Source organism: Sorangium sp. So ce145, assembly GCF_051525985.1.
Lineage (GTDB): Bacteria > Myxococcota_A > Polyangia > Polyangiales > Polyangiaceae > Sorangium > Sorangium cellulosum_B.
In genome coordinates this window covers 1,851,942-1,866,230 of record NZ_CP150315.1, presented here as the reverse complement: position 1 = coordinate 1,866,230, position 14,289 = coordinate 1,851,942, and the positions used below count along the sequence as shown (strand labels likewise).

13 protein-coding genes are annotated in these 14,289 nt (G+C 70.9%); 6 read left to right on the top strand and 7 right to left on the bottom strand.

Translation table 11 applies throughout. The annotated features are described in order from the left end of the window. Window positions 1-30: 30 nt before the first annotated feature. The 6 genes from WMF34_RS07055 to WMF34_RS07030 all read left to right on the top strand — a co-directional run bounded on the left by WMF34_RS07055 (window position 31) and on the right by WMF34_RS07030 (window position 5,764). Window positions 31-1,791 carry a M16 family metallopeptidase gene (locus tag WMF34_RS07055; RefSeq protein WP_012233966.1) on the top strand — a complete coding sequence of 587 codons (1,761 nt, stop codon included), beginning with the start codon at window positions 31-33 and terminating at the stop codon, window positions 1,789-1,791. Between the two features lie 10 nt (window positions 1,792-1,801). Next, the gene (locus WMF34_RS07050; RefSeq protein ID WP_157907515.1) at window positions 1,802-3,439 is read left to right on the top strand and encodes a M16 family metallopeptidase; all 1,638 of its coding nucleotides are present in this window, start codon (window positions 1,802-1,804) and stop codon (window positions 3,437-3,439) included. After that, window positions 3,436-4,239 carry a phosphatase PAP2 family protein gene (locus WMF34_RS07045; RefSeq protein ID WP_437992808.1) on the top strand — a complete coding sequence of 268 codons (804 nt, stop codon included), beginning with the start codon at window positions 3,436-3,438 and terminating at the stop codon, window positions 4,237-4,239. Before WMF34_RS07050 ends, WMF34_RS07045 begins: the two co-directional genes overlap by 4 nt. Before the next feature lie 83 nt (window positions 4,240-4,322). Next, entirely contained in the window at window positions 4,323-4,781 is a 459-nt protein-coding gene (locus WMF34_RS07040; protein WP_012233963.1) for an SRPBCC family protein, read from the top strand. Between the two features lie 119 nt (window positions 4,782-4,900). After that, the gene (locus WMF34_RS07035; RefSeq protein WP_437992807.1) at window positions 4,901-5,359 is read left to right on the top strand and encodes a thioredoxin family protein; all 459 of its coding nucleotides are present in this window, start codon (window positions 4,901-4,903) and stop codon (window positions 5,357-5,359) included. A gap of 108 nt (window positions 5,360-5,467) precedes the next feature. After that, on the top strand, window positions 5,468-5,764 hold the full coding sequence (locus WMF34_RS07030; RefSeq protein ID WP_437992806.1) for a hypothetical protein: 297 nt from the start codon (window positions 5,468-5,470) through the stop codon (window positions 5,762-5,764). An 87-nt stretch (window positions 5,765-5,851) separates the two neighbouring features. On the opposite strand, the gene WMF34_RS07025 is transcribed toward WMF34_RS07030, so the two are convergent. From WMF34_RS07025 to WMF34_RS06995, 7 genes are all read right to left on the bottom strand, one after another. Beyond that, window positions 5,852-7,015: a sigma-54 interaction domain-containing protein gene (locus WMF34_RS07025; RefSeq protein WP_420877274.1), complete on the bottom strand. Its 1,164-nt coding sequence runs from the start codon at window positions 7,013-7,015 to the stop codon at window positions 5,852-5,854. Window positions 7,016-7,167: 152 nt separating this feature from the next. Then, the gene (locus WMF34_RS07020) at window positions 7,168-7,923 is read right to left on the bottom strand and encodes an ABC transporter ATP-binding protein (RefSeq protein ID WP_012233959.1); all 756 of its coding nucleotides are present in this window, start codon (window positions 7,921-7,923) and stop codon (window positions 7,168-7,170) included. A gap of 78 nt (window positions 7,924-8,001) precedes the next feature. Beyond that, a complete protein-coding gene (locus WMF34_RS07015; protein ID WP_437992805.1) occupies window positions 8,002-8,784 on the bottom strand; it encodes an ABC transporter permease in 783 nt (260 codons plus the stop codon). A 47-nt stretch (window positions 8,785-8,831) separates the two neighbouring features. Further along, window positions 8,832-9,692 (bottom strand): ABC transporter permease, encoded by an 861-nt coding sequence (locus WMF34_RS07010; protein ID WP_012233957.1) that lies wholly within the window; start codon window positions 9,690-9,692, stop codon window positions 8,832-8,834. Between the two features lie 64 nt (window positions 9,693-9,756). Then, window positions 9,757-10,839 carry an ABC transporter substrate-binding protein gene (locus WMF34_RS07005; RefSeq protein ID WP_437992804.1) on the bottom strand — a complete coding sequence of 361 codons (1,083 nt, stop codon included), beginning with the start codon at window positions 10,837-10,839 and terminating at the stop codon, window positions 9,757-9,759. A 160-nt stretch (window positions 10,840-10,999) separates the two neighbouring features. Continuing rightward, window positions 11,000-12,577, bottom strand: a complete 1,578-nt coding sequence (locus WMF34_RS07000; protein WP_012233955.1) for a hypothetical protein — start codon at window positions 12,575-12,577, stop codon at window positions 11,000-11,002. Between the two features lie 79 nt (window positions 12,578-12,656). Next, entirely contained in the window at window positions 12,657-14,186 is a 1,530-nt protein-coding gene (locus WMF34_RS06995) for an amidohydrolase family protein (RefSeq protein WP_012233954.1), read from the bottom strand. Between the last annotated feature and the right edge of the window lie 103 nt (window positions 14,187-14,289).

The window sequence follows — 14,289 nt, the reverse complement described above, 5'->3', positions numbered from 1 at the left end:
CCTCGTGCGATCTGCGCTAAAACCGCGCTCATGCGAGCCCACCATCGGTCCGAACGGACGCGCCTCCGGGCGCTCTCGTCCCTGTCCAGCGCGCTCGTCGCCGCGCTCGGCCTGACGTTGCCCGTCTACGCCGCGCCCCCGGCCGCGGCGCCGGCGCAGCCTGCGGCGGCTCAACCTGCGGCCAAGCCTGCGCCGCAGCCCGCGGCGGCGGCGCAGGTCGCGACGAAGGCGCAGCCTGCGGCGGCGGCGACCAGCGTGAGCGTCGCCATCCCGGTCGAGAAGTACACGCTGGAGAACGGGCTCGAGGTGGTCCTGCACGAGGATCACCGCACGCCCGTCGTGGCCGTCAACGTCTGGTACCACGTCGGCTCCAAGGACGAGCCGCGGGGGAAGAACGGCTTCGCGCACCTCTTCGAGCACGTCATGTTCCAGGGCTCGAAGCACGTGGGCGAGGACATGTTCTTCAAGTACCTGGAGCGGGCGGGCGCGAGCGATCGCAACGGGACGACGAACACCGACCGCACCAACTACTTCGAGACCGTCCCCGCCAACGAGCTCGCGCTGGTGCTCTGGCTGGAGAGCGACCGGATGGGGTGGCTGCTCGATCACGCGAACGACGCGACCTTCGCGAGCCAGCGCAATGTCGTGAAGAACGAGCGCCGCCAGAACTACGAGAACGCGCCCTACGGCCTCGTGCCGCAGTTCCTCCGCGCGGCCCTGTTCCCGGAGAGCCACCCCTACCACCTGCTGACCATCGGCACGCCCGAGGATCTCGACGCGGCGCAGATGGACGACGTGAAGGCCTTCTTCCGGACGTTCTACGTGCCCAACAACGCGACCCTCGTCGTGGCGGGCGACATCGAGCGAAACAAGGCGAAGGAGCTCATCCAGAAGTACTTCGGCCCCATCGCGAAGGGCGCCCCGCCACCCGTGGCGACGAAGCCCGATCCCGGCGACCTCGCGACCGAGAAGCGCCTCGACATCGAGGCGGACGTCGAGCTGCCCCGCGTGACGATCAGCTGGGTGACGCCGCCGAGCTTCGCGCCCGGCGACGCCGAGCTCGACCTCGTCGCCAACGTCCTCGCCTCGGGCAAGACGAGCCGCCTCTACAAGAAGCTCGTGTACGATCTCCAGATCGCGCAGGACGTCTTCGCGTTCCAGCAATCGAGCCAGCTCGCCAGCACCTTCCAGATCACGGCGACGCTGAAGAAGGGCAAGTCGCCCGAGCAGGCCCTGAAGCTCATCGACGCCGAGCTCGAGCGGCTGCGCAAGGCGCCGCCGACGCGGGACGAGCACGACCGGGCCCAGGCCAAGGTGCTCTCGGACCTGGTCTTCAGCATGGAGCAGGTGACGGCCCGCGCGAACGCCATCAACAACTACAACCAGCTCACCGGCGATCCGGGGTACTTCCCGAAGGACGTGGCCAGGTACGAGAAAGCCACCGCCGCCGACCTGCAGAAGGCGACCGCGGATCTCCTGCCCCAGGGCAGGCGCGTGATCGCCCTCGTCACGCCGAAGCCGGGCGCCCCGAAGGCCGGGCGCCTCGTGAAGCAGAGCGGGGCGGCGACGCCCGCGGCGGCGGGCGCGAAGCCCACCACCGCGGCGCCGTCGGCAGCGGCGAGCGTGGAGCCCGCGGTCGCGGCGCCCGCGGCCACGCCGGCAGGCGCGAAGCCCGCGGCCGCGCCGGCGACCGACAAGCCGGCGGCTGCGCCGGCCATCATGAAGCCCGCTGGCGACAAGCCCGCGGTCGACAAGCCTGCGGCCGGCCCGGCCGCGCCGAAGGGGGGTTGAGCCCATGCGCATGAAACGAACCGTCTCCGCCTCGCTCGCAGCCGTGGCGCTCGCCGCCTGCGCTCCGGTCACGTCGACGCCGCCCCCCGCGCCCCCCGCCGCGCGGCCCCCCGCCGCGGCGCCGCCCGCCGCCGCCCCGGCGGACGACTTCCGCAAATCGCCGCCTCCCCCCGGGCCGGAGGTGGTCTTCCAGCCGCCGCGGATCGAGGAGGCGAAGCTCGCGAACGGGATCCGCGTCCTCGTCGTGGAGCGGCACGAGCTGCCGATCGTGGCCGTGGACGTGACGACCGTCCGCGGCGCCGACCAGGCCGAGCCGGGCGTCGGCGCGTTCGCGGGCGCGATGCTCATGCAGGGCACCAGGACCCGAAGCGCGCTTTCGCTCAGCGACGCGCTCGGCAAGCTCGGCGCGAGCTTCTCGTCCGCGGTCGGCTTCGACGGCGGCGGCGTGCAGGGCCAGAGCGTGACGCCGCGGTTCGGCGAGATGCTCACGCTGCTCGGCGACGCGTACATGAACCCGGCCTTCGCGCCGGCGGAGATCGAGCGCGAGCGGTCGCGCCGCATCACCCAGCTCGCCGAGATGAACGACCGCCCCGCGTCGCTCCTCTCCATCGCCCAGGCCCAGGTCCTCTACCCGGAGGGCCACCCGTACAGCGCGCCGCTGATCGGCACCGAGGCGGCGCTGAAGAAGATCACGGCGGGCGCCCTGGCGAAGTTCCACGCCGCGCAGTTCCGGCCGGAGCTGACGACCGTCGCCATCGCCGGGGACATCACCAAGGCCGACGCGGTGAAGGAGGTGGAGCGGGTCTTCGGCGCCTGGAAGGGCCCGGCCTCCGCGCCGCCCGCCCCCGCGAAGGCGGCGATCCCCGCGGATCCGCCGGCGATCGCCGCGGGCGCGCCGCGCGTCGTCGTCGTCGACAGGCCAGGGCTCACGCAGTCGACCGTGACGGTGGCGCTTCCGGGCGTGCCGCGCGCGACGGCGGACTACGACGCGCTGCTCGTGATGAACACCCTCCTCGGCGGGCAGTTCTCGAGCCGGCTCAACCTGAACCTGCGCGAGAAGCACGCCTACACCTACGGCGCGCGCTCCGGCTTCGACATGCGCCACGGAGCGGGCCCGTTCTCCGCGGGCGGCGCCATCGTGCGGGAGAACACGGGCCCCGCCGTGAGGGAGATCTTCGCGGAGATCGACCGGATGCGGAGGGAGCCCGTCACGAACGAGGAGCTCGCGGACGCCAAGGCGAACCTCATCCGCCAGCTGCCGGCGCGCTTCGAGACGGCGGACGCGACCGCGTCGACGATCGCGGGCCTCGCGGTCTACGAGCTGCCGCTCGACGAGTACGCGACGCGACCGGCGAGGCTCCAGCGGATCACCCCCGCGGACGTGCAGCGGGTCGCGCAGAAGTACCTCGTGCCCGAGCAGCTCCGGGTCGTCCTGGTGGGCGACGCCGGCGCTGTCGGAGAGCAGCTCTCGGCGTTGCAGCTCGGTGAGGTCATCGTGCAGAAGGCGAAAGGCGTGGCGGCCGGACCGGCGGCGGCTGCCGGCAAGCCGGCGGCGCCCGGCAAGCCGGCGGCGCCCGCCGCGCCCCAGGCTGCGAAGCCCGCCGCGCCCGCGCAGCCTGCCGCGCCCCCCGCAGCGAAGAAGCCGTGAGGTACGGCGCGCCGCTCGCCTGCGTGTGCGCGCTGGCGTGGAGCGCGCCCGCCGCCGCGCATGCGGGGCCGGCCGCCCCGGACTGGGCGTTCGGCACGCCGGGCGGCGAGGCGGTCCTCGCCGCGGCCTGCACCGCGTCGCTCGCGACGTACCTGCTCCCCCAGCGGCGCTCCGGGTGGGGCGCCGCATCGAGCGAGGAGCGCAACGACGCGATCGGCCTCGCCAGCGACATCACCGGCGCCGCGGCGGGCACGCTGCTCCTCCTCGGCGGCGGGTACGCCCTCGAGGGCAGCTACCTCGCGGGCGCCGGCGTCCCGCGCCCCTACGGGCGGGCGCTCAGGACATCGCTCATCGAGGTCGAGGCGGTGGCGCTGTCGACCGGCCTCTCGAACGTGATCAAGCGCCTGTCGGGCCGGTGCCGGCCGCGCTCGTGGCGGACCGATCGGTGCGGCGAGACCGACCTCGATTTCGACGCCTTCCCCTCGGGTCACACGACCCCGGTGGCCGCCATCGCGGGCGCGCGGCTGAACCTCGCGCTGCGCACGACCGGCGACGCCGCGCCGCGCCTCGGCGCGCTCGCCCTCGCCGAGGCGGCCACGGTGGTGACGATGGCGCTGCGGATCGGCGCCGGCGCGCACTCGTGGCAGGACGTCGGCGCCGGCATGATCCTGGGCCACGTGACGGGCTTCGCGATCGCGGCCGTCCACCCGATCCGGCCGAGCGAGACCAGGTACGCGGCCGGCGTGACGCCCGGCCCGCCCCCCGAGCCCGCCGCGGTCACCTGGTCGTGGGCGTTCTGATGCCACGCCGGAGAGGCCGCCAGGAGCGGCGGTGATGCGCGTGCGCTCCTCGAAGAGGGGCGTGACGCGATCCATGCTCGCGCATGCCCACCTTCGAGAAGCGCACGCGCATCGCCGCGCCCCCCGAGCGGGTCTTTGCCTTCCACGAGGAGCCTGACGCCCTCGAGCGCCTCACGCCCCCGTGGGAGCACGCGCGCGTGCTGGAGAAGACGGGCGGCATCCTCGTCGGCGCGCGCGTGATCGTGGAGACGCGCGTCGGCCCTGTCCCGCTGCGCTGGGTCGCGGAGCACACGCAGTACGAGCGGGGCCGGATGTTCCAGGACACGCAGCGCAGCGGGCCGTTCAAGCGCTGGGTGCACACGCACCGCATGGACCCCGACGGCTCGGGCGGCTGCTACCTCACGGATCGCGTGGAGTACGAGCTCCCGCTCGGCGCGATCGGCCGGCTCGGCGGCGGCCTCTTCGTCCGGCGCAAGCTGGAGCGGATGTTCGACTACCGCCACGAGGTGACGCGACGGGCCTGCGAAGCCCCGCCGCGGTAGCCCGCTCGCCGACCGCCGCGTCCGCCGCGCGGCCGACACGCCCCCTGGTTGCCAATGCGTACGCCGGACCCAAGTTGCTCCCAATGCCGCGGCACGCGGCGACGGCAAGGAGAAGGAGCATGGCTATCTACCGTTGCGGCCGTTGCGGCTCGATCAACCGGGTTGCGGACCAGAGGGTCAAGGATCGACCGGTCTGTGGCCGCTGCAAGGCCCACCTCGACACGACGGGCGCTCCGCAGCCGGTGGACGGGGCCGCGCTCGAACAGGCGATTGCGAGCTCTCCTGTCCCCGTCCTTGTCGACTACTGGGCCACCTGGTGCGGCCCGTGCCGAGTCGTCGCGCCGGCCCTCGACGAGCTCGGCCGCAGGAATGCGGGCAAGGTGCTGGTCCTCAAGCTCGACACCGACGCCGACCCCGCGGAAGCCGGGCGCCGGCGCATCCAGGGGGTGCCCACCTTCGTGCTCTTTAGCGGAGGGCGAGAGCTCGATCGCCGCAGCGGCGTGACATCGCGCGCCGATCTGGAGCGCTGGATCGAGACCAAGGCCGGACAGCCCTCCACGCGCGCGAGCCACGCTTGAGCCCGCGCCGCGGGCCCTGGAGGGAGCGGAGCTGGGGAGCTGGGAGTCGAGAAGAGCGGGTGACGGGACGCGCCTGGTCGACGTCACCAGCGCGTCTTCAATCAAGTGTTGCGCGACCGGCGAGTCGTGCCCCACCTCGGCCACGCCGAGGGCAAGGCGCTGCTCGACGAGCGCCACCCGGAGCTCGCGCTCTTCGCGGCCTGGGCCATGCAGCACCGCCATGGGCCTGCGGCGCGCGCCGTCGTCGAGCGCGCGTTCGAGCTGACCGAGCGGCTGCCGCGCGCGTTGCGACAGGCGGCCACGGCCACGACGGTGCGAGAGGCTCTCGGGATGAAGGCCCCGGGCGCGAGGGCTCGCCCCCGCACGCCGGGTCGTTCCCGGCCGGCCTCCCCGTCGCGCTCCTGAGGCACCCCCGCCCGTCTCGCTCACCTCACCGCGCCCGCCGGGCCAGCGTGCCCCGCACAGCCGAGCTGGCGCGCGCTCAGCGTTCGCTCAGGTCGTCCCCGGGGCGCGCGGCGCGGGGCTCGCCTCCCCTCGCCCGAACGCTGCGGCCGCCGTCCCGCCGCGCGACGCCCGGTAGCGCGCCAGCTCCCCGAACTGCGCGAGCCGCGCGCGCACGATGTTCCTGCTGATGCCGAGCAGCCTCGCCGTCTGGAGCTGGTTGCGGTCGCAGTAGCGGTACGCCGTCCGGATGATCGTCTCCTCGATCTGCTCGTGCAGGTTCGGCAGGTTCTGCTCGAACAGCGCGAGCAACGCGCCCTCCAGCGCCGTCGCCTGCGGCGTCGGCCTGACCTGGGAGACGGCGTCGGTCGCGCCCTGCTCCGGCGGAGGAATGCTGGCGCCGGCCTTCGGCAGGAGCGCCGTGAGGCGCAGATCCGCCGGGGTGACCTCCTGGCCTTTGCAGACCAGGAGCGCGTGGTGCATCGCGTTCTCGATCTCCCGGATGTTCCCGGGCCACGGGTGCCCGAGGAGCCGCGCCGTCGCCTCCGCCGTGAGCACGGCCGGCTCCGAGCCGAGCCGGTGCGCGTAGAGATCGAGGAAGTAGCGCGCCAGCGGGAGGATGTCGCCCGGCCGCTCGCGCAGCGGCGGGAGCGCCAGCGTCGCCACGTTGAGCCGGTAGAAGAGATCCTCGCGGAACTTCCGCGCGATCACCGCCTCCTCCAGGTTCACGTTGGTCGCCGCGATGAGCCGCACGTCGATCGGGATCGGCTGGCGCGAGCCGAGCCGCACCACCTCGCGCTCCTGCAGCACGCGGAGCAGCTTGACCTGGAGCGGCAGCGACAGATCCCCGATCTCGTCGAGGAACAGCGTCCCGCCGTCCGCGGCCTCGAACCACCCGGCCTTCGAGGTCGTCGCCCCCGTGAAGGCGCCCTTCTCGTGGCCGAACAGCTCGCTCTCGACGAGCGACTCCGACCAGGCGCCGCAATTGACCGCCACGAAGGGCCGCCCCCGCCGGTGGCTCAACGCGTGGATGTGACGGGCCACGATCTCCTTGCCCGTGCCGGTCTCCCCCGTCACGAGCAACGTCGCGTCGCTCGGCGAGAGCTGCCGGATCCGCTCGAGGATCGCCTGCGAGCGTGGATCCTCGAAGACAAGCGCCTTGGCGCGCACAGAAAGGGCCGGCGAGCTCGTGTTGGGAAGCGTGAGCAAGGGCATCGTCATCGGGCTTTACTCACCATGATAGCGGATGGTTCGTCCATTATAACGGATGGCCCTGCCATGCGCCAGAGATCTTTCTCTGGCGCGGCCCCACCGGCTGTCCCGGATGGCTTCGGGCCTTCCGTCACGCTGCGCCTCGAGCCGTCGCGCTAGGCCTCGAGGAGGTAGCCGCGCACCTCGTCGACGAGGGCCTTGATCTCGTGATCGGTGCGGGACCTCGGGCGCGGCGCGCTGACGGGGACGACGCGCTTGATCCTCCCGGGCCGCGGCTCGAGCACGACGACGCGATCGCCGAGGAACACCGCCTCCTCGACGTCGTGCGTGACGAGGATCATGGTGATCTGCTCCTCCTGCCAGATGCGCTGGAGCTCCTGCTGAAGCTTCGCGCGGGTCAGCGCGTCGAGCGCGCCGAACGGCTCGTCGAGCAGCAGGATGCCCGGCCGGTTGACCAGCCCTCGCGCGATCGCCGCCCGCTGGGCCATCCCGCCGGAGAGCTGGTGCGGGTACGCCCGCTTGAACCCGGACAGGCCCACGAGCTCGAGGTGCTCGTCGACCGCGCGGGTCTTCTCGGCGTGCGTCCACGCCGAGCTCTCGAGCCCGAGCGCGACGTTCTGCTCGATGGTGAGCCAGGGGAAGAGCCGGTGCTCCTGGAAGACGATGCCCCGATCGAGGCTCGTCCCCTCGACGCGCGCGCCGCCGACGAGGATGTCGCCCTCGTAGTCGGCGTCCAGCCCGACGAGGAGCCGGAGGAGCGTCGATTTACCGCAACCGCTCGTGCCCACGACGCTGATGAACTCGCCGGGGTGAATGGTCAGGCCGATCCCCCGGAGGACCTCCAGGGGCTTGTCCTTGACCACGTACTTCTTGCTGACATCGCGAATGTTGATGACTCCAGGCGAGCCCATGGGTTCCTCCTCGAAGCAGACGAAGCAGACGAAGCAGACGGAATCAGACGTTGACGACGTTGACAACGTTGACGACGCTCACACGCCGCGGACGCGCCATCGCAACAGGCGGTCTTCCGCGGCCTTGGCCAGCGCGTTCAGGCCGAAGCCCACGAGGCCGGACACGATCAGCCCGACCAGCACGACATCCATGGCGAAGCGCTCGCGCCCGTCCACCATCAGGCTGCCGATCCCGGGGGCGGGCTCGAGCAGGTACTCGGCCCCGAGCGTGCCGAGCCACGCGTAGATGAGCCCCTGGTGCACGCCCGCGAAGAGCGACGGAGCGGCGGACGGCAGGATGACCTTGCGGAGGGTCTGCCACCGCGAGAAGCGGAGCACCCGCGCCACCTCGATGTGCTCGACACCGACGCTGCGCACGCCTTCATAGGTGTTCACGACGACCGGGTAGAAGGCGGAGAGCGCGATGAAGGCGATCTTCGCCTGCTCGCCCACGCCGAGCCACACCGACATGAGCGGGATCCACGCGAACAGCGCGACCTGCTTCGCCGCGTGGAAGCTCGGTGAGAACAGCTTGTCGGCGGTGCGCGAGACGGCGAGCAGACCGCCGACGGCGCCGCCCGCGACGATCCCGAGCGCGAGCCCAAGGAGATCCCGGACAAGGCTGGCGCGCAGGTGTGCCCAGAGCTCGCCGCTCTCGTGCAGCGCGCTCGCGGCCTTCCAGACCGCGAGCGGCGGGACCAGGATGCGGGTGTTGGCGAGCTCGTAGCGGCAGACCACGAGCCACGCGACGAACAGCAGGACCGGCAGGACCAGGCCGCGCCGCAGCCGCGGCTGGATCAGAGCATGGGTGATGGCGCTCATCGTGTGTGTTCTTCGGTGAGGTGTACCAGGGCGTCTTCGGTGAGGTGTTACAGGGCGGCGCGCCGCCAGCGCAGGAGGCGGGCCTCGATCGCCTCGAGCCCCTTGTCGAGCGCGAGCCCGACGATCCCCACGACGAGGATCGCCGCGAGCACCACGTCGAGCTGGAACAGCTGGCGGCCCCAGACGATCAGGAACCCGACGCCCTCGGACGAGGCCAGGAGCTCGACCGTGACGAGCGACAGCCACGCTTGCGTCAGGCCGTAACGGATGCCGACGGCGATGGACGGCACCGCGGCGGGGAGCACGACCTTCCGGAGCAGCTGAGCATGGCTGAAGCGGAAGACCCGGGCCACCTCGATGTACGATCTCGGCACGTTCTTGATGCCCTCGAACGTGTTGATCGCCACGGGGATGAGGCTCGCCTGCGCGATGAGGATCAGCTTGAGCGACTCGCCGATCCCCGCCACCATCATGACGAGCGGCAGCCACGCGAGCGCGGGGACCTGCGCGAGCGCCTTGAAGAGCGGGTGGACGTGCTCCTCGATCCGCCGCGAGAGCCCCATCGCGATGCCGAGCGCGAGGCCCGCCGCGCCGCCCGCGGCGAAGCCGCCGAGGACGCGGCCGAGGCTGATGGCGATGTTCGTGTGCAGATCGCCCGAGCTCGCGAGCTCGGTCAGCGTCTGCACGACGAGCCCTGGCGCCGGCAGGATCTGCGCCGGGATCAGCTCGCGCTGCGAGGCGTAGCTCCACGCGAGGAGGAGCGCCGCCGGGAAGACGAGCCCCACGGCCACGTTGCCCACCTTCCGCGACAGGAGCCGGGAGGCGCCGCCCGCGGGCAGCGCCACGTCGGGCGCCGCGAGCTTGTAGCCGGCCTGGGTCTGGCTTTCTTGAATTCCCTGCTGCGTCATCTTGGTTGCCTTTCTCTCGTGGCGTTCCGCCCTGCGCTAGGCCCCTTCGCCGCGCGCTCTCCTCTCATGACCTCCCGGGGTGCTTGACCTTCCCGTTCGCGTCGAACTCGGGCCAGTAGCCCTCGAGGTTCAGCTCCTTCAGCGCCGCGTTCAGGAACCGCAGATCGATCCAGGAGTCGACGTCGAACGTGTTCCTGATCAGGCCGAACCGCTTCGCGTCGGCGACGGCCGCCTTGTAGCGGGAGATCAGGTATTCATCGAACAGCGGGCTCGCGCGCACCTTGAGCGAGTCGCCCGTCTGGTCCGCCTTGAAGTTCGAGTACGGCACCCCCGACTTGGACCAGAGCTGGTAGATCGGCGCCGGGTTGGCCTCGTTCTGCGCGATCCAGTGGGCGGCCTGCACGACGACCTTGACGACGCGCCTCGTGATGTCGGGATATTTGTTCGCGAAGTCCTCGGTGACGATCAGGTGGGCGTGCCGCAGGTAGGCCGGCGAGTCGTTCTTCGTCGAGTAGACGATCTTGGCGACCCCCTGATCCTGGAGCGTGAGCAGGTCGTACCCGCCGAAGGCGGCGTCGATGTCCCTCGTCGCCAGCGCCGCCTTCGCGGTCGCGCTGTCCATGTTGAGGATCCGGAGATCGCGCTCCGACAGCCCGCTCCCCGCGAGGATCTTGTTGACGGCGAGCTGCAGATTCGTGCCCTTGAAGAGGGCGACCTTCTTCCCCTTGAGGTCCGCGAGCGACGCGATCGACGAGTCCGCCGGGACGGCGAGGTACGTATGCTGCCTCGTCGACACCCCCGCGAGGAGCTTGGTCTTGAGCCCCCCTGCCCTGCCGATGCTCGACGGCAGGTCTCCCTGGAGCGCGAAGTCGAGCAGCCGGTTCGCGTACGCCTCGTTGACCGCGGGCCCGGCCCCCTTGAAGAAGGACCACTCGATCTTGATGTTGTCCTTCTTGAACTCCTCCTCCAGGAGCCCCCGCGCGTGCACCACGCTCAAGCTGCTGCCGCCGACGAACGGCCGGTTCCCGATCCCCACCCCCGCAAATGCCACCCGGATGACGCTGGGCGCCTCCGCCCGCGCCCCATGCGCCGTCAACGTCAAAATCGCCGCGACCAATATCTGCACCAAAACCAAAGCTCGTCTCATAAATTTCCTCTCTGAATTCATCTCATACCGCCACCAGAGGGGGGCTCACCCGCACAGGAGACGGGCCCAGATCGGCGTTTTCGGCGCGCAGGCGTACTCACGTACGCCGAGCACCGAAAACGTCGAGGTGGGCCCGTATCCGAAGCGGGTGAGCCCCCCTCTAGAAGGCGCCTTGGAGTTGGGTTAGTACCTCGTGCTTGGCCCCCTCGGTGCTCGTGCGGTCGTCTCGACGGTTGATGTTGAGCTGGAACTTCGTCGTCTCCGCGAAGAAGACGTTGAAGCCGAGCGTGTAGACGTCGACCCGGTTCTCTTGCACCTCGGTGCTGGGGTCGAAGAGGTCGACGCGGAGGAACGGCTGGTAGGTCTTCGGCCACCAGTCGTCGTAGCGGCCCTGGTTGCGGTAGCCCCTCAGGAACTGCTCGCCCCAGTTGTAGAAGAAGGTCGCCACGTGCGACAGGCTGGTTTGCCTCGTCTTCCGGGGGTCCTCCGCCGTCGTCCCGAGCGTCACGTCGTCCTGGCCGTAGATGAACTCGTAGGTGACGCCGATCGGATAGTGGTTGTAGTAGACGTCGCCGCCGAAGCGGCGCTTGACGCCCTTGCCGGACAGCGTCTTCTTCTCGTCCTTGAGGAACGTGTTCTGCCAGCCGATGTACGCGCTCCCGCCGAGCGTGATCTGGCGGAGGAGGGAGTTGTAGTCGGACGGCACGGTGAACGCGAGGCGGCCGATGATGTCCTTCTCGCTGTTGTCGTCGGGCGTGTTCGGCCCGCTCCCGTTGATGATGCCGATCGCGTAGGCGAAAAGGGGTGCCCGGTAGTTGTAGCCGTAGTCCACCTGCGGCAGCACGTCGCCGCGGACGATGAGCCCGAGGTCGCGCCGGTTCAGCCCGAGCTTCGTCGTGAACTGCGCGTTCGTGATCACCGGCTTCAGCTCCTCGCTCGCGGGGACCTCCAGCCCGAAGGGCAGGAGCTGCTGGCCCAGGGTGACCTGCAGAACCCAGTCCTCGGGGGCGAGGGTGGGGAGCACGGAGTACGCCAGCTGGGCGTCCAGCAGGTTGAGGAAGCTGTTGTTGCTCGCCTGCTGGGGCGAGGCGCCGAAGCGCACCGAGTAGGTCAGGTTGCGGCCTTCCTCGTAGTCCTTGTAGAGGATGCCATTGAACGTGAGGGTCGCGGCGCCCGTGTCGAACGTCACCTTGCGATCGTTCGAGGTCGCCGTGTTCACCGGCTGCTCCGTCCATCCGATGCGCGCCTGGATGACGCCGCCGACGAGGAGGGAGCGGGTCGAGAGGGCGGTGTGGAGATCGCGCTCTCGCTGCCACTGGAACTTGAAGTTCTCGAGGTCGGTGACGAGCCCTTGCAGGTCGTCCCGCGTGACGACGTTGGGATCGGGCTCGACGAAGGCCTCCGCGGCTGCGTCGCCCGCGGGCGGGGTGCCGGGGTCCGGCGCGCCGGGGGTGGCGCCGGGAGCAGCCGGGGCGGCGGTCGCGGCGCCCGGCGCGGCGGGGGCTGCGCCAGCAGGCGCCGCAGCCGCAGGGGCCGCGCCGGCGGGCGCAGGGGCCGCGCCGGCGGGCGCCTGAGCCGCACCGGCGGGCGCAGGGGCCGCGCCGGCAGGCGCAGGCGCGGGACGCTCGCCCTGGGCTCTGCCGGGCGGGTTCTGCGCGCTCGCCTGCGTCACGCAAAGGACGAGGCTCGTCGCGAGGATCGATGAGATGGCGGTTCTTGAGCGGTCGAGCAAACGCATGAATGGATCCAGAGGGGTTCGTTGATTCACAGTTACGGTCGGGCGGGGCTGCTTCCGTCGCCCCGCCCGACGCTCCACGTCAGGCCGCCTTGCTCTTCCGCAGCTTCTGCTCGACCGCGGTCCCGGCGAAGAAGCCGGGGTTCTTGCCGGCAAAGAAGTTGTATGGATGGGTGAACACGAGATCACGGAAGTTCGCCTCCGTGAGCGCCCCGCGCTCGACGAGGCTCCAGGTGTCCGCGAGGACCTCGGTCAGATCCGGCACGTCCCAGTGGCCGCTGTCCGACGCCCAGAAGGCGTTGAGCTGGACGCCGAGCGGGTTGACCTTCGTGTTGAACGCGTACGCGATCGTCGGGTCGTCCGCCTCCGAGCCGAAGTAGAAATTCGGCACGTACCGGTCGCGGATGTCCTCGATCCGCTCGATGCCCGCCACTGCGAAGTCGTCGAGCGCGCCCGGGTCCTGCGGCTGCCTCCGCGAGTTGTTCGAGACGCCGAGCGCCCCGCCGAGGACGGCGTGGATGTCGCCGAGCCGCGCCCCGACCTCCTCGCCGCCGTACTGCTGGTACAGCGCGTACAGCAGCTTCGCGTCGATCAGATCGGGGTTGTAGTTCTGGACCGCCCTGCCGTTGCGCTTCTCCCAGTGCCCCACCAGATCCGCGAACAGCGTCGCGCCCCACGCCGCCCCTCCCTCGAGGAAGCCGACGCGGAGATCGGGGAACCGGCGGGTCACGCCGCTGAAGAAGAGCGACTTCGCGAGCGCCTCGGAGGCGGAGGCGAAGTGGCCGATGTGGTTGTACATGTAGCTCGAGACCGAGCTGCGGCTGGTCCACCCCATCCCGGCGGAGTGGGTGGTCAGCACCGTCCTGAGCTCGACGGCCTTGGCCCAGAACGGGTCGTAGTTGTATTCGCTGTCCACGCCGAACGTGTCGAGCCAGTTCGCGTGCCGCGCGACGTCCGGGTGGTGCCGCGACGGGTACTTCTCGGCCACCGACCGGATCGGCCGCCGGAGGTTGCCCGGGATGAGGGCGACCTTGAGGCCGAGCTCGCGCACCGCGAACTCGAGCTCTTCGACGCCCTCCTCCGGCGTGTGCAGCGGGATGGCCGCGACAGGCGTGAGGCGGTCGGCGTACGGCCGGTACACGTCGGCGTGATAGGCGTTGACCGCGCGGATGAGCACCCGGCGCAGATCCTCCTTGCCGACGTGGGTGGCGAACGTGGACACGTTCGGGAAGAGAACCGCGTAGTCCGTCCCCGACTCGCCGAGCCGCTCGTGCAGCAGCCTGGGCAGCGACACCGTGGCGAGATCGAGGGTGTTCTTCGTCGGCAGCGCCCACCACGGCGGGCGGACCGAGCGCTGCGCCGCGCGCTGCTCGGGCGTGAGCTCGTACCACTCGTTGCTCAGGTAGCCGAAGCCCCGGTTGATCGCGTCGCGGAACTCGTCGACGGACTTCGCGCCGCCGTACTTCGCGATGTAATCCTCGAGGATCGGCGCGAACTCGATCGTGTGCAGATCGGTGTCGATCACCGGGTAATCGAGCTTTTCGCGCACCAGCCGCGAGCGAGAGGTCTTCTTGCCGTCTTTCAGCGAGAGGTGAGAGGATGAGACGCTCATGACGATGACTCCATGGCGCGATCGCGCGGCCGCGCGGCGGCCATCGGCGCCGGGCAGCCGCGCCCAGGGCGCACGAGGCCGCGCGCCGACCAGGCGCCCGCTC

What these genes read in the sequence shown, in the direction of transcription:
- WMF34_RS07050 (WP_157907515.1), top strand. Translation starts at nt 1,802, where the DNA reads ATGAAACGAACCGTCTCCGCCTCGCTCGCAGCCGTGGCGCTCGCCGCC.
- WMF34_RS07010 (WP_012233957.1), bottom strand. Translation starts at nt 9,692, where the DNA reads ATGACGCAGCAGGGAATTCAAGAAAGCCAGACCCAGGCCGGCTACAAG.
- WMF34_RS07040 (WP_012233963.1), top strand. Translation starts at nt 4,323, where the DNA reads ATGCCCACCTTCGAGAAGCGCACGCGCATCGCCGCGCCCCCCGAGCGG.
- WMF34_RS06995 (WP_012233954.1), bottom strand. Translation starts at nt 14,186, where the DNA reads ATGAGCGTCTCATCCTCTCACCTCTCGCTGAAAGACGGCAAGAAGACC.
- WMF34_RS07025 (WP_420877274.1), bottom strand. Translation starts at nt 7,015, where the DNA reads ATGCCCTTGCTCACGCTTCCCAACACGAGCTCGCCGGCCCTTTCTGTG.
- WMF34_RS07000 (WP_012233955.1), bottom strand. Translation starts at nt 12,577, where the DNA reads ATGCGTTTGCTCGACCGCTCAAGAACCGCCATCTCATCGATCCTCGCG.
- WMF34_RS07005 (WP_437992804.1), bottom strand. Translation starts at nt 10,839, where the DNA reads ATGAGACGAGCTTTGGTTTTGGTGCAGATATTGGTCGCGGCGATTTTG.
- WMF34_RS07020 (WP_012233959.1), bottom strand. Translation starts at nt 7,923, where the DNA reads ATGGGCTCGCCTGGAGTCATCAACATTCGCGATGTCAGCAAGAAGTAC.
- WMF34_RS07035 (WP_437992807.1), top strand. Translation starts at nt 4,901, where the DNA reads ATGGCTATCTACCGTTGCGGCCGTTGCGGCTCGATCAACCGGGTTGCG.
- WMF34_RS07015 (WP_437992805.1), bottom strand. Translation starts at nt 8,784, where the DNA reads ATGAGCGCCATCACCCATGCTCTGATCCAGCCGCGGCTGCGGCGCGGC.
- WMF34_RS07055 (WP_012233966.1), top strand. Translation starts at nt 31, where the DNA reads ATGCGAGCCCACCATCGGTCCGAACGGACGCGCCTCCGGGCGCTCTCG.